Source organism: Streptomyces sp. NPDC050548 (genome assembly GCF_044457385.1).
Classification (GTDB): domain Bacteria; phylum Actinomycetota; class Actinomycetes; order Streptomycetales; family Streptomycetaceae; genus Streptomyces.
Map to the genome: position 1 here is coordinate 402600 of NZ_JBITGV010000006.1, position 20947 is coordinate 423546.

Annotated in this window: 22 protein-coding genes and 1 tRNA gene; 13 read left to right on the top strand and 10 right to left on the bottom strand. The window is 70.1% G+C overall.

Annotation, left to right across the window (positions count from 1 at the left end; genetic code table 11):
- Positions 1–24: 24 nt before the first annotated feature.
- Together ACIBJH_RS19840 and ACIBJH_RS19845 are read left to right on the top strand one after the other, a co-directional pair.
- Positions 25–468, top strand: coding sequence for a tyrosinase family oxidase copper chaperone (locus ACIBJH_RS19840; RefSeq protein WP_399118116.1), 444 nt, complete (start codon positions 25–27; stop codon positions 466–468).
- Positions 452–1318: a tyrosinase family protein gene (locus ACIBJH_RS19845; RefSeq protein ID WP_399118117.1), complete on the top strand. Its 867-nt coding sequence runs from the start codon at positions 452–454 to the stop codon at positions 1316–1318. Before ACIBJH_RS19840 ends, ACIBJH_RS19845 begins: the two co-directional genes overlap by 17 nt.
- Before the next feature lie 80 nt (positions 1319–1398).
- On the opposite strand, the gene ACIBJH_RS19850 is transcribed toward ACIBJH_RS19845, so the two are convergent.
- The gene (locus ACIBJH_RS19850) at positions 1399–1701 is read right to left on the bottom strand and encodes a chaplin (protein ID WP_399118118.1); all 303 of its coding nucleotides are present in this window, start codon (positions 1699–1701) and stop codon (positions 1399–1401) included.
- A gap of 195 nt (positions 1702–1896) precedes the next feature.
- On the opposite strand from ACIBJH_RS19850, the gene ACIBJH_RS19855 reads away from it, so the two are divergent.
- Entirely contained in the window at positions 1897–2436 is a 540-nt protein-coding gene (locus ACIBJH_RS19855) for a DUF2087 domain-containing protein (protein ID WP_399118119.1), read from the top strand.
- Between the two features lies 1 nt (position 2437).
- Here ACIBJH_RS19855 and ACIBJH_RS19860 read toward each other — a convergent pair whose 3' ends face one another.
- From ACIBJH_RS19860 to ACIBJH_RS19875, 4 genes are all read right to left on the bottom strand, one after another.
- The gene (locus tag ACIBJH_RS19860) at positions 2438–3397 is read right to left on the bottom strand and encodes a D-2-hydroxyacid dehydrogenase family protein (RefSeq protein ID WP_399118120.1); all 960 of its coding nucleotides are present in this window, start codon (positions 3395–3397) and stop codon (positions 2438–2440) included.
- A gap of 9 nt (positions 3398–3406) precedes the next feature.
- Positions 3407–4939 carry an APC family permease gene (locus ACIBJH_RS19865; protein ID WP_399118121.1) on the bottom strand — a complete coding sequence of 511 codons (1533 nt, stop codon included), beginning with the start codon at positions 4937–4939 and terminating at the stop codon, positions 3407–3409.
- 178 nt (positions 4940–5117) lie between these two features.
- On the bottom strand, positions 5118–5927 hold the full coding sequence (locus ACIBJH_RS19870) for an SAM-dependent methyltransferase (RefSeq protein WP_399118122.1): 810 nt from the start codon (positions 5925–5927) through the stop codon (positions 5118–5120).
- Positions 5928–5973: 46 nt separating this feature from the next.
- A tRNA-Arg gene (locus ACIBJH_RS19875) sits at positions 5974–6046 on the bottom strand.
- A 323-nt stretch (positions 6047–6369) separates the two neighbouring features.
- On the opposite strand from ACIBJH_RS19875, the gene ACIBJH_RS19880 reads away from it, so the two are divergent.
- The 7 genes from ACIBJH_RS19880 (at position 6370) to ACIBJH_RS19910 (ending at position 15238) form a co-directional block, all read left to right on the top strand.
- Entirely contained in the window at positions 6370–7977 is a 1608-nt protein-coding gene (locus ACIBJH_RS19880; protein ID WP_399118123.1) for a dynamin family protein, read from the top strand.
- Positions 7978–7980: 3 nt separating this feature from the next.
- The gene (locus tag ACIBJH_RS19885) at positions 7981–9966 is read left to right on the top strand and encodes a GTPase (RefSeq protein ID WP_399118124.1); all 1986 of its coding nucleotides are present in this window, start codon (positions 7981–7983) and stop codon (positions 9964–9966) included.
- Positions 9967–10169: 203 nt separating this feature from the next.
- On the top strand, positions 10170–10652 hold the full coding sequence (locus tag ACIBJH_RS19890; protein ID WP_399118125.1) for a single-stranded DNA-binding protein: 483 nt from the start codon (positions 10170–10172) through the stop codon (positions 10650–10652).
- Positions 10653–10940: 288 nt separating this feature from the next.
- On the top strand, positions 10941–12359 hold the full coding sequence (locus tag ACIBJH_RS19895) for a Cys-Gln thioester bond-forming surface protein (RefSeq protein WP_399118126.1): 1419 nt from the start codon (positions 10941–10943) through the stop codon (positions 12357–12359).
- A 130-nt stretch (positions 12360–12489) separates the two neighbouring features.
- Positions 12490–14154 (top strand): energy-dependent translational throttle protein EttA, encoded by a 1665-nt coding sequence (gene ettA / locus ACIBJH_RS19900; RefSeq protein ID WP_399118127.1) that lies wholly within the window; start codon positions 12490–12492, stop codon positions 14152–14154.
- 5 nt (positions 14155–14159) lie between these two features.
- Entirely contained in the window at positions 14160–14573 is a 414-nt protein-coding gene (locus tag ACIBJH_RS19905) for an acyl-CoA thioesterase (RefSeq protein WP_399118128.1), read from the top strand.
- Positions 14570–15238, top strand: a complete 669-nt coding sequence (locus ACIBJH_RS19910; protein ID WP_399118129.1) for a hypothetical protein — start codon at positions 14570–14572, stop codon at positions 15236–15238. The genes ACIBJH_RS19905 and ACIBJH_RS19910 overlap by 4 nt, the downstream gene beginning before the upstream one ends.
- Before the next feature lie 35 nt (positions 15239–15273).
- Here ACIBJH_RS19910 and ACIBJH_RS19915 read toward each other — a convergent pair whose 3' ends face one another.
- Positions 15274–15678, bottom strand: coding sequence for a globin (locus tag ACIBJH_RS19915; protein WP_317888034.1), 405 nt, complete (start codon positions 15676–15678; stop codon positions 15274–15276).
- Between the two features lie 96 nt (positions 15679–15774).
- On the opposite strand from ACIBJH_RS19915, the gene ACIBJH_RS19920 reads away from it, so the two are divergent.
- On the top strand, positions 15775–17394 hold the full coding sequence (locus ACIBJH_RS19920) for a recombinase family protein (RefSeq protein ID WP_399118130.1): 1620 nt from the start codon (positions 15775–15777) through the stop codon (positions 17392–17394).
- Between the two features lie 50 nt (positions 17395–17444).
- Here the strand turns inward: ACIBJH_RS19920 and ACIBJH_RS19925 are convergent, their stop codons facing one another.
- The 4 genes from ACIBJH_RS19925 to ACIBJH_RS19940 all read right to left on the bottom strand — a co-directional run bounded on the left by ACIBJH_RS19925 (position 17445) and on the right by ACIBJH_RS19940 (position 18992).
- Positions 17445–17870 carry a hypothetical protein gene (locus tag ACIBJH_RS19925; protein ID WP_399118131.1) on the bottom strand — a complete coding sequence of 142 codons (426 nt, stop codon included), beginning with the start codon at positions 17868–17870 and terminating at the stop codon, positions 17445–17447.
- Positions 17867–18238 (bottom strand): hypothetical protein, encoded by a 372-nt coding sequence (locus ACIBJH_RS19930; RefSeq protein WP_399118132.1) that lies wholly within the window; start codon positions 18236–18238, stop codon positions 17867–17869. The genes ACIBJH_RS19925 and ACIBJH_RS19930 overlap by 4 nt, the downstream gene beginning before the upstream one ends.
- A 329-nt stretch (positions 18239–18567) precedes the next feature.
- A complete protein-coding gene (locus ACIBJH_RS19935; RefSeq protein ID WP_399118133.1) occupies positions 18568–18789 on the bottom strand; it encodes a hypothetical protein in 222 nt (73 codons plus the stop codon).
- Complete coding sequence (locus ACIBJH_RS19940; RefSeq protein WP_399118134.1) at positions 18786–18992, bottom strand: hypothetical protein; 207 nt, start codon at positions 18990–18992, stop codon at positions 18786–18788. The genes ACIBJH_RS19935 and ACIBJH_RS19940 overlap by 4 nt, the downstream gene beginning before the upstream one ends.
- Positions 18993–19163: 171 nt before the next feature.
- On the opposite strand from ACIBJH_RS19940, the gene ACIBJH_RS19945 reads away from it, so the two are divergent.
- Positions 19164–19919: a DUF6879 family protein gene (locus ACIBJH_RS19945; RefSeq protein ID WP_399118135.1), complete on the top strand. Its 756-nt coding sequence runs from the start codon at positions 19164–19166 to the stop codon at positions 19917–19919.
- Between the two features lie 15 nt (positions 19920–19934).
- Positions 19935–20783, top strand: a complete 849-nt coding sequence (locus ACIBJH_RS19950) for a helix-turn-helix domain-containing protein (RefSeq protein WP_399118136.1) — start codon at positions 19935–19937, stop codon at positions 20781–20783.
- Positions 20784–20947: the final 164 nt, after the last annotated feature.

Here is a 20947-nt window from a genome sequence, read left to right on the forward strand (position 1 = left end):
CGGAACGGACGAGGGAGTTGGGCCATGAGCGTGAGCGTCGGTGGAGTATCCGTGGGCCGGGAGTCGGCCAGACCCGGGTCGGTGCGCAGGACGCGGCGGGAGGCGCTGCGCGGGGCGTTCGGTGCCGTGCTCGCGGTGGCGCTGGTGCCGGTCGTCGCGGCCTCCCGGCCCACCCGCTCCGGCGAGGATCCCGGGGACACCGCCTTCGACGAGACGTACCGGGGCCGTCGTATCCGGGGTGTGCTGAAAGGCAGTTGGGAAGTGACCGTCGACGGGCGGCCGCTGCATCTGATGCGGCGCGCGGACGGCACCTGGCTGAGCATGGTCGACCACTACCGCTCGTATCCCACCGCGCTGGAGGCGACCCGCGCGGCCGTCGACGAACTGAGCCCCGGCCGCGAACTGCGGGAGGCGGACGGGCCGATGGAGCAGATGCACATGGGGGGAGACCATGGCGTACACGCGTAAGGACGTCAGCACACTCACCGCCGGCGAGAAGCGGCGGTTCGTGGCGGCGATGCTGGAGATCAAACGGCGGGGCGAGTACGACGAGTTCGTGCGCACGCACATCGAGTTCTTCGTGCCCGACGGGGAGTACGGGCTGCGCTCCGCGCACATGGCGCCCTCCTTCCTGCCCTGGCACCGGCAGTTCCTGCTGGACCTGGAGGGGGCGCTGCGCCGGGTCGACTCCTCGGTGACGGTGCCGTACTGGGACTGGACGCGGGACCGCTCCGCGAGTGCCCTGCCGTGGACGAAGGACCTGCTCGGCGGCACCGGGCGGCGCTCCGACCATCAGGTGACGACCGGGCCGTTCGCCTACGCGGCGGGCAAGTGGAAGATCACGGAGAACATCACCGACGAGCCGTACCTCACCCGGGACCTGGGCCGCGCCGGTGCCCCGATCACGCTGCCGACGAAGAGCGACCTGGACGGGGCGCTCGCCGACCCCGTCTACGACACCGCGCCCTGGGACTCGACCTCCCGCACCGGATTCCGCAACAGGCTCGAAGGGTGGGGCACCGGGTCCGGCAGCGCGTCGTGGCGCAATCACAACCGGGTCCACAAGTGGGTCGGGGGCGTGATGCTCGGCGGCGCGTCCGTCAACGACCCCGTCTTCTGGCTGCACCACGCCTTCATCGACCTCCAGTGGACGCGGTGGCAGAACAAGCACCGCGGCGCCCGCTACCTCCCGGCGAGGCCGCCGGGGCCGGGTGACGACCAGGAGGGGCGGATCGTGGCACGGCAGCAGCGGATGCCGCCGTGGGACGTGACGCCGGAGCAGCTGGAGGACGTCAGCAGGATCTATCGCTACGGCTGACCGGTCGCGGACACGGGAAGAGCCCCGGCGCCTGAGGTGCCGGGGCTCTTCACGTACGTCCGTCCGCGTGTGCGGTCGAATCAGTGGCCGTAGCCGTTGTCGCCGTAGCCGCCCGGGCCGGGGTGGCCGCCCTTGCCGTGGTCGCTCACGTTGGCGCAGGTGTTGCCGAAGGCCGGGTTCAGCAGGCCGATCACGCTGACGGTGTTGCCGCAGACGTTGACCGGGATGTGGACCGGCACCTGCACGACGTTGCCCGACAGGACGCCGGGCGAACCGACGGCCGCACCCTGCGCGCCCGCGTCCGCCATGGCCAGGCCGGCGCCACTGAGCGCCACGGCGCCCGTGCCGAGAGCGACCACGGCCGCCTTCGCGATGCGAGACATCACGTTCTCCTTTGGTTCGGTGAGTGCGGCGGCAGGACGCGCCGCCGCACTTCGGGTTCAACGCGGCGGTCCATGCCTGGTAACGGCGACAGCGCGGGGATCACCTTTTTGAACAGGACTTCGAGCGCCGGGAGAGGACGTTCGACGGCCGGAAATTCGGTGCCCTCGGCGGTCGGTGTCCACTAGCCTCCCGGCATGGCAACCGACCAACTGTTCCGTCTGTTCGCCGAGCAGAACCGGGTACGTGCCTTCGCCGCGGTGGCTCTGGGCGCGGAGACCTCCGAGGAGGTCGCCCAGGTGGCCGGCCTCACCCCGAAGGGGACGGCCCTCGCGCTGCTCAAGCTGCGCGAGCAGGGCGTGGTGAAGACCATGGACGACGGCGAACTCCGCGTCGACTACGACCTGTTCAGGAACCTCGCGCGCGAGGGCGAGGAGCCCGCCGACCCGGGCCCGTCCACCGGCGACGAGCACACCGACATGATCCTGCGGACCTTCGTCCAGGGCGGCCGGCTGATCCGCCTGCCCGCCCAGTGGACCCGCAAGCAGGTGGTGCTCCAGCACATCGCCGAGCAGACCTTCACCCCCGGCGTCGAGTACCCCGAGCGGATCGTCGACGAGAAGCTGCGCGCCTGGTGCGACGAGGGCGAGATCGACCATGTGACGCTCCGCCGCTACCTGGTGGACCTGCACCATCTGCGGCGGGGCAACGGCATCTACCGGCGCATCGAGGCGTGATCTACGGCAGCTGCCGTACGGGCGAACCCGCCAGGTAGGCCCGGATGTTCTCGACGGCCTGGCCGTAGTACGTCGTGTAGTTGGCCTGCGACACATAGCCGAGGTGCGGTGTCGCGAGCAGGCGCGGTGCCGTGCGCATCGGGTGGTCGGCGGGGAGCGGCTCGATGTCGAAGACGTCGATTCCGGCGCCGGCGATACGGCCCTCGTGCAGCGCGGCGAGCAGGGCGTCCTGGTCGACGATCGCCGCGCGGGAGGTGTTGATGAGATACGCGGTCGGCTTGAGGAGGGCGAGTTCGGCGGGGCCGAGGAGTCCGCGGGTGCGGTCGCCGAGGGCCAGATGGACCGAGACGAAGTCGCTGTCGGCGAGCAACTCCTCCTTGGACGCGGCCAGTTGTACGCCGAACTCGGCCGCGCGTTCCTTGGTGAGGTGCTCGCTCCACGCGGTGACGCGCATGCCGAAGGCGAGCCCGATCGTGGCCACCCGGCTGCCGATCTTTCCGAGGCCGAGCAGTCCGAGGGTGCGGCCGTGCAGGTCGGCGCCGACGGTCCGCTGCCAAGGGCCGCCCGCACGAAGGGAGTTGCTCTCCTCGACGATGCCCCGGGCCAGGCCGAGCAGCAGGGCCCAGGTCAGTTCGACCGGCGGGGTCGAGGAGCTGGCCGTACCGCACACGGTGACGCCGTGCGCCTCGGCGGCGGCGTAGTCGATGACCGTGTTGCGCATGCCGGAGGCGATCAGCAGCTTCAGCCGGGGGAGGCGGGCCAGCAGCGAGGCGGGGAAGGGGACGCGTTCGCGCAGGGTGACCACGATGTCGGCGGTGGCGAGGGCGGCGGCCAACTCGCCCTCGTCGTCGAGGTGTTCACGCAGACTGACGACCTCCACCGCGTCCTCGACGGGCGACCAGTCGGCGAGTCCGGTCGCCGCATTCTGATAGTCGTCGAGGACAACACAGCGCAAGGTCACGGAGGAACGCTACTCCTTGGCCAGGGAGTTCGCCGTGCGGGTCGGCTTGCCCAGGGCCCAGAACAGGACGCCGAGGAGGATGAACCCGACGAGCGGTACGCCCTCCGTGAGGAGGTACTTCACACGCTCGGCGTGGGTCCAGCCGTCCGGGAGGTATTCGCCGCTGAACCAGTGGTCACCGGCTCCCGGGGCGATCAGCTGCACACTCGCGAACACGATGAGCAGGGTGAGTACCACGCTGATCAGGATGGGGGCGGGTGCCTTGTAGGGGCGGGGGACGTCCGGGGCCTTGTAGCGGAGTACCGCGAGGGCCGGGAAGATGCCCAGGTAGCTGATGAGCGTGGTGGAGATGGCGAGGCCGAGGACGGCGCCGAAGAGCTTGGCCGCGCTGCCGTTGGTCAGCTGGTGGGCCAGGACCAGGACGAGGGTGGAGACCAGTCCGCTGAGGATGTTGACCCGGACCGGTGTGCCGAACCGGCTGGAGATGACGCCGAGGAAGCGGGGCGCGGCGCCGTCGTAGCCGGAGACGGCGAGGGCGCGGTCGGAGCCCATGACCCAGGTGACGCCGGAGGACAGCACGGTGAGGATGAACAGGACCGCGGCGACATCCCCGAGGACCGTGCCCGCGCCGCTGCTGGTGATGGTGCCGTCGGCGGCCACGGTGCCGCCGTAGACGGTGAAGACCTGGCGGATCGCGTCGAGGAAGCCGCCGAGGCCGGTGATGGCCTTGACCGGGAGGACGAGCAGGATGCCGAGGATGGGCAGCGCGTAGAGGAGCACGGACAGGGCGGCGCTGCGGAAGATCGCGAACGGCACGTCCTTCTGCGCGTCGGTCATCTCGTCGCCCGCCGTGTTGGGCAGCTCGAAACCGACGTAGTTGAACATCAGGACGGGCACGAGGAGTACGAAGCCGGAGTACGTCGGGGAGAAGTCGCCGGCGCCGAAGCCGTGCAGGCCGTGCTTGATGCCGTAGAGGGCGACCGTGAGCGTGAAGAAGCCGAGAAGGGCGAAGCGGCTCCAGGCGCCGATGGTGGGGATCCACTTGCCGACGTCGAAGGAGAGGATCGCGGCGAGGACGCCCACCCAGATGAAGACGAGGGTGAAGACGTAGAAGGCCGGGGTGCTCAGGTCCTTGCCGTCGTTGAAGAAGGTCGTGAACGCGGTGACGGCGGAGACCGCGAGGGTGCCGCCCAGCCACACCGGGTTGGTGATCCAGTACAGGAAGTTGTTGACGGCGCCCGCGAGGCGGCCGAAGGCCCGGCTGGTCCAGATGTAGGGGCCGCCCTCTTCGGGGAACGCGGCACCCAGCTCGGCGATCAGCAGCGCCGAGGGCACGAAGAAGACCACGGCCAGCACGATGAGCCAGGTGAACGCCTCGGCGCCGGAGGAGGCGACCGTGCCGATCGTGTCCACGCCGACGATCGTGCAGAGAAGGAAGAAGAGGATGTCGAAACGGCCGAAGTGCTTGCGCAGCTTCTGCCGCTCCGTCTGGGCTGCGGCCGGCGCGTCGGCCGGCTCGAAGGCTGTCTGACCAGCGGCCACCGGGAGCTCCTGCGGGGACGAGGGGCGGGATTCGGCCAATGATCGGCGCCCATGGGGAACCCCACAAGCGTTCGGGACCAAGTCTTGACCATTACGTATCCATCGGGACGTAACGGAAACCGGGGGGAAACACGGGGGCGATCGAGCCACTGGGGCGGTGGGGTGCCCGCGGTGACGCTCATGGCTTGCGGGCCATGCCGCCCCATATCAAGGGTTTGGGGAGATCGGGCGTCGGGACGGGTGTGTCGGGACGCCAGTCGTCCAGCGGGACGAGGCCCGGTTGCTGGAGGTCGAAGTCGGTGAAGAAGCGCCGGAGTTGACCGGCCGTGCGGAGCTGGCCGCGCCCGGTTTCTCCCTGGTAGAGGCGGAACAGCGTGGTCGCGCCGGCCGGATCGGCGTCGGACACAAGGGAGTTGAGGGCGAGGGCGCTGCCCGGTGCCAGGCGGTCGCGGAGGGCGGCGAACTGGGCTGCGGTGGCGGGTGTTTCGGGCAGGAAGTGGACGACGCCGGAGACGATGACGCCGAGCGGGGCGGTGAGGTCGATCAGGGCGTGCAGGTCGGGGTGGTCGAGGACGGAGGCCATGTCCTGGACGTCACCCAGGAGCAGCACGGACCGTCCGGGCTCCAGCAGGGGCCTGCCGTGGACGAGGACGGTGGGGTCGTTGTCGACGTAGACGACTCTGGTGTCGGGGTGGTGGCGGGCGGCGACCTCGTGCACGTTGTCCTGGGTGGGCAGGCCGGCGCCCAGGTCGAGGAACTGGGTGATGCCCTCGGCGGTCATGGCGGCCACGACCCGCACCAGCCAGCGGCGCATGGCGCGGGCCAGCAGGGGCGCCTGCGGGTTGGCGGCGATGATGCGCCGTGCGGCCGCGCGGTCGGCGGGGTAGTGGGTGTGGCCGCCGAGGAAGTAGTCGTAGATCCGGGCCACATTGGGCACGTCGGGCTCGACACCGGGCGGGGCCTGCGGGGCGGTCTGCTCGTCGGCCACGAGGAGTCACCTTGTCTGACCTGCAGAAACGCGGAGTGTGGCTGGGCGCCCCCGGCAGGACTCGAACCTGCGGCCAAGCGCTTAGAAGGCGCCTGCTCTATCCACTGAGCTACGGGGGCCGGGTGTGGTGGCCTCAGTCGTGGTGTGCCCGGGTGTGGGCCGGTCCGTGACGTTGCCGGGGACAAGGATAGGGCTCCCGGGTCCTTGTCCCTGTTGCTTCCCCTCCGTGGCTCGATGTGGAGGTTCGGTGAAGCGGTCCTGATAATCGCAGGCAGGTACGAATCGTGCATCGCTTTTGGTGCCCCGCGCCACGGGTGTTGTGCACTCGTTATGCCTGGACTGTGCCCTTGCCCCAGTCATCCCTTCCGTCCGTTGTGTTCCGTCGGCGCGCAGGCATGCTCATATGCTTCAGAATTCCCCCAAAATTGGGCATTCTTCACATGTGGTGACCTTGGACGTACGGCCTCAGCTGCTCGACGCACTCTCCGCCCTGCGCGACCGTGTCGCCGCCGCACGCTTCCCGCTGCCCCTTGCGGGGGCTCCACGCGCGCGTGCCAACCGCGACGAACTGCTCGCCCAGCTCGACGACTATCTGGTGCCCCGCCTGAAAGAGCCCGAAGCGCCCCTGCTGGCCGTGGTCGGCGGTTCCACCGGCGCGGGCAAGTCGACGCTCGTCAACTCCCTTGTGGGGCGCCGGGTCAGCGAGGCCGGCGTGCTGCGGCCGACGACCCGCACACCGGTGCTGGTCTGCCATCCGGAGGACCATCACTGGTTCAGCGGGATGCGCGTGCTGCCCGACCTCACGCGCGTGTGGGTGCCCCATCAGGACCCGGGGGACGAGTTGCTCCTCCCCGGTGAGGACGGTACGCGCGTGCTGCGGGTCGAGACCGCCGACTCCCTCCCGCGCGGAATCGCCCTCCTGGACGCGCCCGACATCGACTCCCTGGTCGCCGACAACCGGATGCTGGCCGCCGAACTGATCTGCGCCGCCGACATCTGGGTGATGGTCACCACGGCCGCCCGCTACGCCGATGCCGTGCCCTGGCATCTGCTGCGCAGCGCCAAGGAGCACAACGCGACCCTGGTGACCGTCCTAGACCGGGTGCCCCACCAGGTGGTGTCCGAGGTGTCCCGGCAGTACGGCGCCCTGCTGGCCAAGGCCGGGCTCGGCGACGTACCGCGCTTCACGGTGCCCGAACTCCCCGAGTCCGCCTGGGGCGGCGGGCTGCTCCCGGCCAGCGCCGTGGCGACACTGCGGAGCTGGCTCGTGCAGCAGGCCCAGGACCCCGGGGCCCGGCACCAGTCCATGGCACGCACGGCCTACGGCGTCCTCGACTCGCTGAAGTCACGGATGCCCGAGCTGGCCGGTGCCGCCGCCGCCCAGTACGCCGCCGCGCTGCGGCTCACGGCCGCCGTCGACGGGGCGTACGACAGCGAGCACGCGCGCGTGCGGGGCCGTTTGCAGGGCGGGGCCGTGCTCGCCGGGGACGCGTTGAAGCGCTGGCGCGCCTTCCCGCTCGACTGCTCCGCCGGTGAACTGCTCGACGCGCTCGCCGAAAGCCTCGCCGCACTGCTGCTGTGCGCCGTCACGGCCGCCGACGAGCGCGTCGACGACGCCTGGCGCCGCGAACCGGCCGCGGGCGCACCGGAACTCACCGACCGCGATCCCTCCCTGGAGAGCGCCGAGCACCGCATCGGGATGGCCGTACGGCGGTGGCGGCGCGAGCTGGAGGAGTACGCCGAGGAGGAGGTCGCCGACCTCGACCGGAGCATCGCGCCCGACCCCGAGGTGGTCGCCGCCCTCGTCGCCACCGCCCTGCTGGGCGGCCGTAGGGCGAGGTCCGCGGGGGAGGGGCTCGCCGAGCGGATCGGCGCCCACGGGGCGCTGCGGCTGCGCGACCGGGCCGGACGGCTGCTCAACGACCACCTGGACCGGGTCGTGCACACCGAGCGCGAACGCCGGCTCGCCCCGCTCGACGCCCTCGATGTGCACCCCGAACCCCAGGCCGAACTCATCGCCGCGCTGTCCGTACTGCAGAAGGAGAGGTGACCGGTGACTGCCGTCACTGACCAGGACCACACGGACGAGATGGGCCACGCCGATCATGTCGGCCATGCCGATCACGCAGACAACGGCCGCGACGCGGACGCCAAGGACGAGCGCCCTGAAAACCGCCCTCCCGTAGAGGCCGCACAGGAAATCGGCGACCAGGAGGACACCGACGGCCACGCGCGCGTGCGGGCCGACACCTCCGGCCGTAAGGAATCCAAGGCGGCCGTGGACCCGGCGAACCCCACGGACCCCGAGGAGGCGACCGGCTCCTGGGACGACGGGCTCATCGCGCGGCGGGTCAACGAGACCACCGCCGCCCAGCAGGCCGCCGCCGTGGAGATCAGGGCCTCCCGGGGGCAGCAGACGGCGCACCCCGCCCAGGTCCCGGCCCCCTTGGCGTACGACGGGCCGCTACGGTCCCGTCTCGACGCGCTGCGCGAACTGGTGGGGCTCTCCAGGACCCGGCTCGACAGCGGGACTCTCGCGGAGGCCGGGCGGGTCCTCGACGAGGCCGCCGCGCGGCGCAGGCTCTCCGGGCAGCACACCGTGGTCGCCATCGCGGGCGCCACCGGCAGCGGCAAGTCGCAGCTCTTCAACGCGCTCGCCGGAGTGGCCATCTCGGAGACAGGCGTACGACGGCCCACCACCGCCGCGCCCATCGCGTGCAGCTGGAGCGACGGCGCGGCCACCCTCATCGACCGGCTCGGCATCCCGGGACGGCTGCGCAGGCGCCCCCTGCAGAGCGCCGAGATGGAGGCCCAGCTGCGCGGGCTCGTCCTGGTGGACCTGCCCGACCACGACTCGGCGGCCGTCGCGCACCGCGAGCAGGTCGACCGGGTGCTGGCGCTCGTCGACGCGGTCATCTGGGTAGTCGATCCGGAGAAGTACGCCGACGCGATCCTCCATGAGCGCTATCTGCGGCCGATGGCGGGCCACGCGGAGGTCATGTTCGTCGTCCTCAACCAGATCGACCGGCTCCCCGGGGAGGCCGCCGATCAGGTCCTCGACGATCTTCGGCGACTGCTCGACGAGGACGGGATCGCCCTGGGGGAGTACGGCGAACCCGGCGCGACCGTGCTGTCCCTGTCCGCGCTCACCGGCGACGGCATCCCCGAACTGCGCGAGGTTTTGGGCCAGTTCGTGGCGGATCGTGGAGCGGCCGCACGGCGAATTTCAGCCGATGTCGACGCGGCGGCCTGGCGGCTGCGGCCCGTGTACGCGACGGGGCGGCGCACCGGGCTCAGCGAGGAGGCGCGGGACGAGTTCGCCGCGCGGCTCGCGGACTCGGTGGGCGCCACCGCGGCGGGCGAGGCGGCCGAACGCGCCTGGCTGCGCAACGCCAACCGGGCCTGCGGCACGCCCTGGCTGCGACTGTGGCGTTGGTACAACGACCGGCGCGAACCGACCACAGGACGGCTGCCCGTCCGCGCCCAGGCGGACGAGGAGGCCACGGCACGCCAGCGCGTCGAACAGGCGGTCCGTACGGTCGCCGACCGGGCCTCGGGCGGGCTGCCGGCGCCGTGGGCGCAGGCGGTGCGGGAGGCGGCCGTACGCGGGGCGCAGGGGCTGCCCGAGGCGCTGGACGAGCTGGCGGCGCGGGCCGGGCTGCCCGTGGGGCGCCCGCCGCGGCCGGGGTGGTGGCCCGCGGCCGTACTGGCGCAGGCGTCCATGACGATCCTCCAAGTCGTCGGCGGGCTCTGGCTGTTGGGCCAGATCATCGGGTTCATGGCGCCGAACCTGGGGGTGCCGGTGCTGCTGATGGTGGCCGGCATCATCGGCGGCCCGCTCGTCGAGTGGAGCTGCCGTATGGCGGCCCGCGGACCCGCCCGGCGCTACGGCCTCGACGCCGAACGGCGGTTGCGGGAGGCCGCGGCGGGCTGCGGCCGGGCACGGGTGCTCGATCCGCTGGCCGCCGAGCTGCTGCGGTACCGGGAGGTGCGGGAGCAGTACGCGCGGGTCACGGGGGCGGGAGTCGGGACGGGGTGATCGGGACGGGGTGATCGGGACGGGGTGAACCTCGGTCCGCACGTCGTTCCCTCGTACGGGTGATGAGGTTTTCCACAGGTCGGCGGTGGTGCACAGCGCTCAGCGGGCCCGGCTCGGCGGAGGCAGTCTGACTGCAGCCGTACGGGACGGGCCCGTACGCGTTTCCGCCCGGCCTGCGCGGCCGGGTGAGGGAGGGATGCGCGATGAACGAGACCATGGTCTGCGCGGTGGGCAATGTGGCGACACCGCCGGTGTACCGGGAGCTGGCGGCCGGACCGTCGGCACGGTTCCGGCTGGCGGTGACCTCGCGCTACTGGGACCGCGAGAAGAGCGCGTGGACGGACGGCCACACCAACTTCTTCACGGTGTGGGCCAACCGGCAGCTGGCCACGAACGTGGCGGCATCGCTGACGGTCGGTGACCCGGTCGTCGTCCAGGGCCGGTTGAAGGTCCGCGAGGAGGCGCGCGAGGGGCAGCCGAACCGTTCCTCGGCGGACCTCGACGCCGTGGCGATCGGCCACGACCTGGCGCGCGGCACCTCGGCCTTCCGACGGGCCAACAGGCCGGACACGGCGGCTTCTCCGCCCCGGCCCGAGCCCGACTGGGAGACCCCGGCGGGGGATTCCGCCGACGTCCCCGGGCAACAGGAGCGGCAGCGACAGGGCGAGCCCGTCGCGGTGACGTGATGTCAGTGAATGCCCCGAGCTGATCGAACTACGGCTTATCCGCGGCTTATCGATGAATGCGTTCCGAATGACTCGGTGGATTTGTCGATAAGCCCCGCTCGCGGGTGATCTTGGCGATAACGATTCCGATTCGGAACGGTTATCGGATCACCCGACTGGAGAACGTGGTGCGCCCGCCTCCTTAGGATGCCGGACATAGCTCGGGCACAGCTCTCGGCGCTACAGATTCTGCTGGTGGGACCACGCCACGCCCCCCACGCCCATGGGTCCTGCTCGAAGGGGAATTCCGTGTCTTCTGCGTTGTCTGTCTTCTCCGCGCTGTCACCACGTGGCCGGGGCGCCGTGCGCTTCGTCGCCGCTGCCTGGGCGTGCGGACTCGTCGCCGCCGGAGTGCTGGCCGGCGCGGGCCCGGCCTTCGCCGACGAGACACCGCAGACCCAGGGCGGGGCGACGGCCACGATAGGCGGGCTCAAGACATACGGCGACGCCGTGATCCACGACGCCGGCGGCAGCGAAGTACAGGTCTCCGCGGGCCTGTTCGAGATGTCCGTGGACGGCGGCGGCACCCTGCAGACGTACTGCGTCGATCTCCAGAACCCCACCCAGCGCGACGCCAAGTACCACGAGACCGCGTGGAGCGGCACATCGCTGGGCACCAACAAGAGCGCGGGCAAGATCCGTTGGATCCTGCAGCACTCCTACCCGCAGGTGAACGACCTCGCGGCGCTCTCCGCGAAGGCCGGCACCAAGGGCCTGACCGAGAGCGACGCGGCGGCCGGCACCCAGGTGGCCATCTGGCGCTACTCGGACGGCGCCGACGTCGACGCGGTCGACCCGCAGGCCGAGAAGCTCGCGGACTATCTGCAGAAGAGCGCGCGTGACGTCGCGGAGCCGCAGGCCTCGCTGACCCTCGACCCGCCCGCGGTCTCCGGTCACCCCGGCGAGCGGCTCGGCCCGGTGACGGTGCACACCAACGCGAACGGCGTGACGCTGACACCGCCCTCGGACGCCGTCACGACCGGGGTGCGCATCGTCGACAAGGACGGCAAGGCCGTCACGTCCGCGGCGGACGGCAGCCAGGTCTTCTTCGACGTCCCCGAGGACGCGGCGGACGGATCGGCCCAGCTGACCGTGCAGGCCTCCACCACCGTGCCCGTCGGCCGGGCCTTCACCTCCGAGAACAGGAGCCAGACGCAGATCCTCGCCGGTTCCAGCGAGTCGACCGTCTCCGCCGCCGCCGACGCGGACTGGGCGAAGACGGGGGCGATACCGGCACTGTCGGCACGGAAGAACTGTGCCGCGGGCGGCGTGGACATCACGGCGGCCAACGAGGGCGACGAGACGTTCACCTTCACGCTCATGGGCGTCGAGCACGGCATCGACGCCGGGGACTCCCAGACGGTGACGATCCCGTTCCAGGAGGACCAGGCGTACGACTTCACGATCACGGCGCCGCACGGCTACGCGAAGCGGTTCGCCGGGGTCCTCGACTGCCGGACGCAGAGCGACGCGGGCGGCGCCGTGACGCAGACGCTCAGCGAGCCCAGCCCCGCCACGGTGGGCGGCACCTCCGTCGACACCAACCTCGCCGAGACGGGCGGCTCCGCCATCACCCCGATGATCACGGTCGTCGCCCTCGGCCTGGTCGGCATCGGCGCCACGGCCCTGATCCTGCTGCGGGACCGCAAGCCCGGACAGCAGGGCTGAGCGGTACAGCACACGGCCGAGCCCCAGCTCACAGCCCCCTCGTCCATACGCGTTTCCCCCGAGGGCCAGGGGTCAGGCAAGATGGACTACATCTGCCCACTCCAGATTTCAAGCTGCCGGACGGTTTCTCTTGGCTGAGTACATCTACACCATGCGCAAGACGCGCAAGGCGCACGGCGACAAGGTCATCCTTGACGATGTGACGCTGAGCTTCCTGCCCGGCGCGAAGATCGGTGTGGTCGGACCTAACGGTGCCGGTAAGTCCACCGTTCTCAAGATCATGGCGGGCCTTGAGCAGCCCTCCAACGGCGACGCCTTCCTGTCGCCCGGCTACAGCGTCGGCATGCTGCTGCAGGAGCCCCCGCTCGACGAGTCGAAGACGGTCCTGGAGAACGTGCAGGACGGCGCCGCCGAGATCATGGGCAAGCTCAAGCGCTTCAACGAGGTCGCCGAGCTGATGGCGACCGACTACTCCGACGCCCTGCTCGACGAGATGGGCAAGCTCCAGGAGGACCTGGACCACGCCAACGCGTGGGACCTGGACACCCAGCTGGAGCAGGCCATGGACGCCCTGGGCTGCCCGCCCGGCGACTGGCCCGTCACCAACCTCTCCGGTGGTGAGCGCCGCCGCGTCGCGCTCTGCAAGCTGCTCCTCGAAGCGCCCGACCTGCTGCTCCTCGACGAGCCCACCAACCACCTGGACGCCGAGTCCGTCCAGTGGCTGGAGCAGCACCTCGCGAAGTACCCCGGCACCGTCGTCGCCGTCACCCACGACCGGTACTTCCTGGACAACGTCGCCGAGTGGATCCTCGAACTCGACCGCGGCCGCGCCCACCCCTACGAGGGCAACTACTCCACCTACCTCGACAAGAAGGCCTCCCGCCTCAAGGTCGAGGGCCAGAAGGACGCCAAGCGCGCCAAGCGCCTGAAGGAGGAGCTGGACTGGGTGCGGTCCAACGCCAAGGGGCGTCAGGCCAAGTCCAAGGCGCGTCTGTCCCGCTACGAGGAGATGGCCGCCGAGGCGGACAAGATGCGGAAGCTGGACTTCGAGGAGATCCAGATCCCGCCGGGCCCGCGTCTGGGCTCGATCGTCGTCGAGGTCAGCAACCTCTCCAAGGCCTTCGGCGACAAGGTCCTCATCGACGACCTCTCCTTCACGCTCCCGCGCAACGGCATCGTGGGCGTCATCGGCCCGAACGGCGCCGGCAAGACGACCCTCTTCAAGATGATCCAGGGCCTGGAGACCCCGGACTCCGGCTCCATCAAGGTCGGCGAGACCGTCAAGATCTCCTACGTCGACCAGAGCCGCGAGAACATCGACCCCAAGAAGTCGCTGTGGGCCGTCGTCTCGGACGAGCTGGACTACATCAACGTCGGCCAGGTCGAGATGCCCTCCCGCGCCTACGTCTCCGCGTTCGGCTTCAAGGGCCCCGACCAGCAGAAGCCGGCCGGCGTCCTCTCCGGCGGTGAGCGCAACCGCCTCAACCTCGCGCTCACCCTCAAGCAGGGCGGCAACCTGCTGCTCCTCGACGAGCCGACGAACGACCTCGACGTCGAGACCCTGGGCTCGCTGGAGAACGCGCTGCTGGAGTTCCCGGGTGCGGCCGTGGTCGTCTCCCACGACCGGTGGTTCCTGGACCGGGTGGCCACCCACATCCTCGCCTACGAGGGTGACTCCAAGTGGTTCTGGTTCGAGGGCAACTTCGAGTCCTACGAGAAGAACAAGGTCGAGCGGCTCGGCCCGGACGCCGCGCGTCCGCACCGCGCCACCTACAAGAAGCTGACCCGGGGCTGATCTTCTTGCGCCACATCTACCGCTGCCCGCTGCGCTGGGCGGACATGGACGCGTACGGCCACGTAAACAACGTGGTCTTCCTCCGCTACCTGGAGGAAGCCCGTATCGACTTCCTGTTCCGCCCGGACAAGGACTTCAAGCAGGGCTCGGTCGTGGCGCGCCACGAGATCGACTACAAACGCCAGCTCGTCCACCGGCACGCGCCCGTGGACATCGAGCTGTGGGTCACCGAGATCAGGGCGGCGTCCTTCACCATCGCCTACGAGGTGAAGGACGGCGACCAGGTCTACGTCCGGGCCGCCACGGTCATAGTGCCGTTCGACTTCGAGGCACAACGACCGCGCCGGATCACCTCCGAGGAACGGGAGTTCCTGGAGGAATACCGGGACGACGACGAGGAGGAGGCCGTCGCGGCATGACGGTCCTCCATCTCGCCGACGAAGGGGAGACGGCGGACCTCGCGGCCTTCCTCTCCCGGCTGCTCCACTACGACCGCGGCGCCGCCGTCCGCCTCCAGGCGGCCGGCACGGCCCTCGCCGTCTTCGGGCGTCCGCCGTCCTTCGAGGTGCTCGCCATCCGCGCGGTGCGCCTCGCCAAGCCGTACGAGAACGAACTCGACGACACGCTCGACGTGACCGTCTCCGCCGGTGAACTCCTGGAATCCCTCGACGAGTCGGCGGCCACGGCCCGGGTACCGGCCGCGGTGACCGGCCCACCCTGGGCCGGCGTGCTGCCGCCGCGCGGCGGCTGGGCTCCCGAGTCCGGGCTGCCGGAACCACAGGCGCTGCGCGGGATGATCGCCGCCGGGGTCGCCGAATTCCGGTCCCGTACGCAGGAGTTGGCGCCGGAGGGCCGTACCCGCACCGAACTCGACCGCATAGGGCGGGAGATCTGGTCCCGGACGGTCGGGGACACCTCGCTGCCGGTGCGCGCTGTGCACGCCGCCCAGTCGCTCGGATTCCTGCGCCCCGGCGGGGAGCCGGGCCTCTTCTCGTCCGGCGCGTGGCTGCGGCTGCGCACGCCGTACGGCTCGATCGCCGTACGCAGGGCGGGAGTCGGCGCACTCGGCGTCAGCGTGCGCTGAGCGCGCCGTTCAACTCCGCACAAGGCAAAGACTGTTCAGCCTTCTGTGTTCACCATCGAAGCCGCCGCGTACGTCAGGTAGTTCCACAGCGTGTGCTCGTGTTCCTCGGACAGGCCGAGTTCGTCGACGGCGACCCGCATGTGCTTCAGCCAGGCGTCGTGCGCGGCCCGGTCGACCTGGAACGGGGCGTGGCGCATGCGCAGCCGCGGGTGGCCGCGGTTGTCGCTGTACGTCGTGGGACCGCCCCAGTACTGGATCAGGAAGAGAGTCAGGCGCTCCTCGGCGGGGCCCAGGTCCTCCTCCGGATACATGGGCTTCAGCAGCGGGTCCTCGGCGACACCCTCGTAGAAACGGTGAACGAGCCGACGGAAGGTCTCCTCCCCGCCGACCTGCTCGTAGAAGGTCTGCTCCTGAAGCGTGCCGCGCCGAATCTCTTTCACGCCCCCATGGTCTCAGACGCCGTGGCGGAGGTTAAGGACGGACCGTAGGTACCAGAATTGGGGGTGTAAGTGGACGCAAGGGGGCGAGGAGGGGCAATGGCTACTGTAACCGCACACATAGCCGTCGAGGTGGCGACCCGGACCGCGCGGGAGTACCTGCGCGTCAGCAAGGGCAAGGGGCGGACGGCCCGCAGCATCACCGACCAGCACAGCGGCAACCTCGCCTCCGAGCTGGAGTACGGCCCCTGGACGTGGGGCGAGCCGTACAAGGACACCGGCAGCGCCAGCAAGTACGCCGCCAAGGCGCGCGACGACTTCGACAAGCTGATGGACGACCTCGCGACCGGCGCTTTCGGTAAGCCCGGTGACGTCCTGGTCTTGTGGGAGATCAGCCGTCTCGCCCGCGAGATGGGGGTTGGAAACCGGATCATCAAGCTGTGCGAGGCAGGCGGCTACCTGATCCACGTGACGAGCGACGAGCGTCAGCCGTACGACCCCCGGAACTACAACGACTACGACCTCCTGAACCGAGGCATCCTCGACGCGGAGAAGGAGGCCCGGCGCCTGTCCGCCCGGACGCAGCGAGGTGTGAACTCCGCCGCAGGGGAGGGTCGTCCGCACGGCAAGATCCCGTTCGGCTACGCCCGGGAGTACGAAGTGATGGACGGCCGTCCCCGCTGCGTCCGTCAGTACCCGGGCGCGGGTGACGGGAAGCTCATCGCCGAACTGTTCGTCCGTGCGGCCGGAGTACGGGACAACCGGCTGGGTGATGAGTCTGTGGCGCTGCTCTACAGCAACTCCGTCGGGGACGACGCGCTCCCTGAGGCCGTCTATGCCATCGCGCAGGAATGGGCGCAGCGAGGCCTCGTCAACGCGTCCGGCAAGCCCTTCCACGACGGCAACCTGCGGGAGATGCTGACCCGGCCCGCCTACGCGGGGCTGAGGAAGCACAAGGACACGCTGATCCCGGTGCAGTGGGAGGGGTACGAGCCGATCGTGTCCCGCGAGGTGTTCGGCCGGGTCCAGCGGCTGTTCGCCGACCCGTCCCGGCGTACCTACCTCGACACGGGCGTGCAGCACGTCCTGACCACCACGCTGCGCTGCAACCCCTGCGACGGTCCGATCACGGTCCGCTGCCGCAAGGCCGGGGTGCCCGGCTACGAGTGCGCCGAGAAGGGCTGCGTCCGCGTCGACAAGGCGGAGGTGGACCGCATCCTCATCGGCAACCTGGCGGCCGTCGATCCGGGGACCGGCGAGGCGAAGCCCGAGCTGGGTGTCATCCTCGCGTATCTGTCCGCGCCCCACCGGGTCGCCCGGCTCCGTGAGCGCCCGGCCGGGGGCCCGGAGGAGCAGGCGACGCGCACCGGACTGACGGGGCTCCGGACCGAGTTGGAGGAGCTGGAGGCAGCACCCCAGCCGAAGACAGCCCGCGCCCGTATCCAGCGCACCGCCGACATGGAGGAACTGGAGCAGGACATCGCAGTTCTGGAGGCCAAGCTGACCAAGCTCACCACGCCCGCCCCGCTCGCGGAGTTTCTCCCGGCCGACCCCGAGGCGGATCTGATTGCCTGGTGGCAGGCGGCTGACGTCCATCGCCAGCGTGCCGTAGCGGCGCTGCTGCTGGTCCCGGATGCCCTCGGACAGGTGCGCATCACGCCATCGCAGGGATGGAGGGACCCTGTGCCGGACCGGCTGAAGTGGGTCGCCGCTGCCTGATCCACCGAACGTGACGGAGCCCCCGCCGAACGGTGGGGGCTCCGTGCTGTCTACCGCGTGAGCTGCGCCAGAAAGCCGTCCACGAACTTCTCCACCTCGGCCCGGTTCTTCACTTCCTGCACGTTCAGCCGGTCTACCATCTTGACGCCGGAGTGCAGGAACAGACGGGTGCGGCTGTGGTCGTAACCGGCGTGGCCCTTGTGTTGAGGGCCGTCGATCTCGATCACTCCGGCGTACCCGCGATAGGTGATCAGCAAGTCGGGCTCGAAGGTCCAGCCCCGCACCCGCATGCCCCCGAGCGGCATGATCCCGATCGTCTCGGTGTCGGGCAGGGCGGCCTGGCGCTCCCGCAACACGCGGTACACGTTCAGCTCCCACTCGTTGGTGAAGCGGAGCTGGTCCTCGACCGGGTGGCCGGGTTCGAGCTGCTGCCTCCGGCCCTGGTTGCTCGGCTTGGGGCCGTCGGCGGTCTTCACCTGCCTGCGCCAGTCCGGGCCGAGGCGAGGGATCGACGGCCGGGCGACAAGCTGTCAACAGACTTGCCCGAGCCCCACAGCACGTCGCGTATCACCTCGGCGATGCTGTCCAACTCGGGGTCGGTGTACGTCGGATACAGGCCCGGCTCCACCACGAGCACGATCCGGTAACCCTCCTCGTTGTACTCGGTGTTCCAGAGCCGAACCTCCGCCGACGACACATCGGCGATCATCCGGGCGACGTCGGTCTTCCCGAGGTGATACGCGAGCACAGCGCTCGTGCCGAGCAGCCACTCACTCACCAGGGGAGCGTTCTGCGGAGCGTCGAGGGCCATGGACATGTCGGGCGACGCCAGCTCATCACTCATGCATGAGATTGTGACAGTCGCTGCTGACAACGGAGGGGCCCCGGATCGCGCGGGGCCTCGTCAACTTGGTCAGCCGGCAATGAGGTTGAGGGCTACGCCGCGCGCAACGGAGCCCTGCCGGTGATGACGCCCGACCGGGCTCCGTGCTGTTGGGGACTACTCGGGCCTGTGGCAGGTGCATCCGCAACGCCGTTGGAGTAGCAGGCCGCCGCCGTGGGGCAGGGGGATGTCCTGGGTCTGCCTGCACTGGTCGTGCAGGTCCTCATAGCCGGGTTGCTGGGCGACCGCGCACTCTGCGGACATGGCCGACGTGTCCACAGCAGGCGTACTCACGCTGTCTCACCTCGGCTGCGGGCGTTCGCCAGGGCCACGCCTGCCGACAGCCCCTCCGCCGCCGTAGCGGGCCTCAGGGGGCCGCGTGCATCCCACTCCAACCCGCCGCCGACCGGCCTCAGTTGCCAGTACGGCCCCTCGTTCCCCATCACTCGGCCGACCTTGCGAGTGGCTTCGTCGTACACCAGCTCGCCGGGCTCCGGCGCGTACGTGTTCATGCGCACCCCCGCTGGATCACGTCGGCCAGCCGGAGGGCGACGTCTGCCCGCACCCGGCCGAGGTTGATCAGGTTCAGAGAGGGCGACGCTGCGTCCGCCCCCAAAGACGGCAGTACGATCCCCGCCGACGTCAGTGCTTCCCGCAGAGTCTCGACCGCCGCTGTGGCATCCGAGGTGCCCGGCTCTTGCTGTGCTGTGACCATGAACTCAGCGTTCTGGTGGGCCAGTTGAGAGGGCTAGCGCCTATACCCGATTATTCTCGGGTAGGGGTTATCTATAGCCGTTTATATCCACGAGGGCCCGGCGGATCCGTACCGTCCACTCCCGAGCACGGTGATCATGAAGGAGTCAGTACCCGGCGAAAGGAACTGATCATGGCGCGACGGCTGCGCTTCAACGGCACGGGCAGCGGCGTGAATGGCTGCCCGGCCGTGCACGAAGACCTCGACACCGGCGAAGTGATCATTCACGGACCGGCGCTCACCGACCCTGACGACATCGCCCGCCTGCGGCACCTCGGTGACGGCGAGGTGCCCATCATCGTCCCGCGCGAACTGCTCGTGGACTTCGGCCCCAAGGAGGTCGTACGCGTGCCGGACATCATCGGCCTGGACGAGTTCGACCGGCTGTTCACCCAGTTCCAGCACACGGCGTGGAGGCTGGAGACCCGGCGCCGGTACGCCTCAGACGAAGTCACCGACACCTACACGCAGTTCCTCCGGGGCGAGTCCGTCGACTGGGAGGGCAGGGACCCCGAGTGGTGTGCCGAGCGCCGCGAACAGACCGCCCTCGGCAAGCGGTTCGAGCGCGTCCGCGTCGTCGACAATCCGCCGACCCCGGGGCAGCTCTACCTGCTCGACAACGCCCGGCGGAACAGCTCCGTCGGTGAGGACATCCGGCAGATCTGGCGGCCCGAGGCCGAGCGCCTCCAGCTTCCCGACGAGGACTTCTGGCTCTTCGATTCCCGGCTGGTGGCCCGGCTCAACTTCGACGACGCCGACGACCTCGTCAGTGTGGAGCTGATCACGGAACCCGTGGAGGTCAACCGCTATTGCCAGGCGCGCGACGCCGCCACGCACTACGCCGTGCCGTACGAGGAGTTCGCGGCGAGGCTCGCCGCCAGCGAGTAGCAGGGAGCGGAACCGGTGACCACCGACTACCAGCAGGCGCGCGAAGCGCTCGGGGTCCGGCTGCGTGAGCTGAGGCTCACCGCGCCGGACGGTCGGCTCACCGGTTCCGCGCTCGCCCGGCGCCTCGGTTGGCCACAGCCCAAGGTCTCCAAGCTGGAGAACGGCCGCCAGACCGCCACCCCCGACGACCTCCGAGCCTGGGCCGGTGGGACCGGCCAGCCGGACGCGTACGACGAACTCCTCGCCCGGCTGAGGGGGTTCGAGTCCCACATCCGCTCATGGCGGCGGCAGCTCGCCTCGGGGCACAAGCCCGTGCAGGACACCCACCTGGCCGCCCACGGTGACGCCTCGGTGTTCCGAGGCTGGGAGTCATCCATCATCTTCGGGATCCTCCAGACCCCCGACTACGCCCGGTCGATCTTCACCCGGTACGCCGAACTCCAGCAGTCGCCCCGGGACACGGAGGAAGCCGTCCGCTCCCGTATCAAGCGGCAGGAGGCGCTGTACGACCCTGCGAAGCGCTTCCACCTCCTTCTGTGGGAGGCCGCGCTCCGGGCGCTCGTCTGTCCGCCGTCGATACTGGCCGCACAGCTCGACCGGCTGTCAGGCGCCGTCGGTCTGGACACGGTGGAGCTGGGCATCGTCCCGCTCAGTGCCTCGCTCAAGATCCCGCCCGCCACAGCCTTCTGGGTCTACGACGACAGCCGCGTGATCGTCGAGACGTGGCACTCGGAACTCTGGGTGGAGGACGAGACCAGCGTCAGCACCTACCTCCGTACCTGGAACACGCTGCGGGAGTCGGCCGTCTACGGGGCCGACGCGCACCGGCTCATCAGCGACGCGCGCCGGGCGCTCAGCGTGTGAGCGCCCTTGACGCGTCAGGGCTGCGCGGCCAGAGAACATACCCAGGCCAGAACGGTCGTCAGGTACCTGGTCAACGTGCTGATCGGCACCTGACGGCCATCCTGATCAGACCTTGACGATGATCGCCGTCAGACTCTGACGGCTCGGCCTGTAGCTGTCCCGCT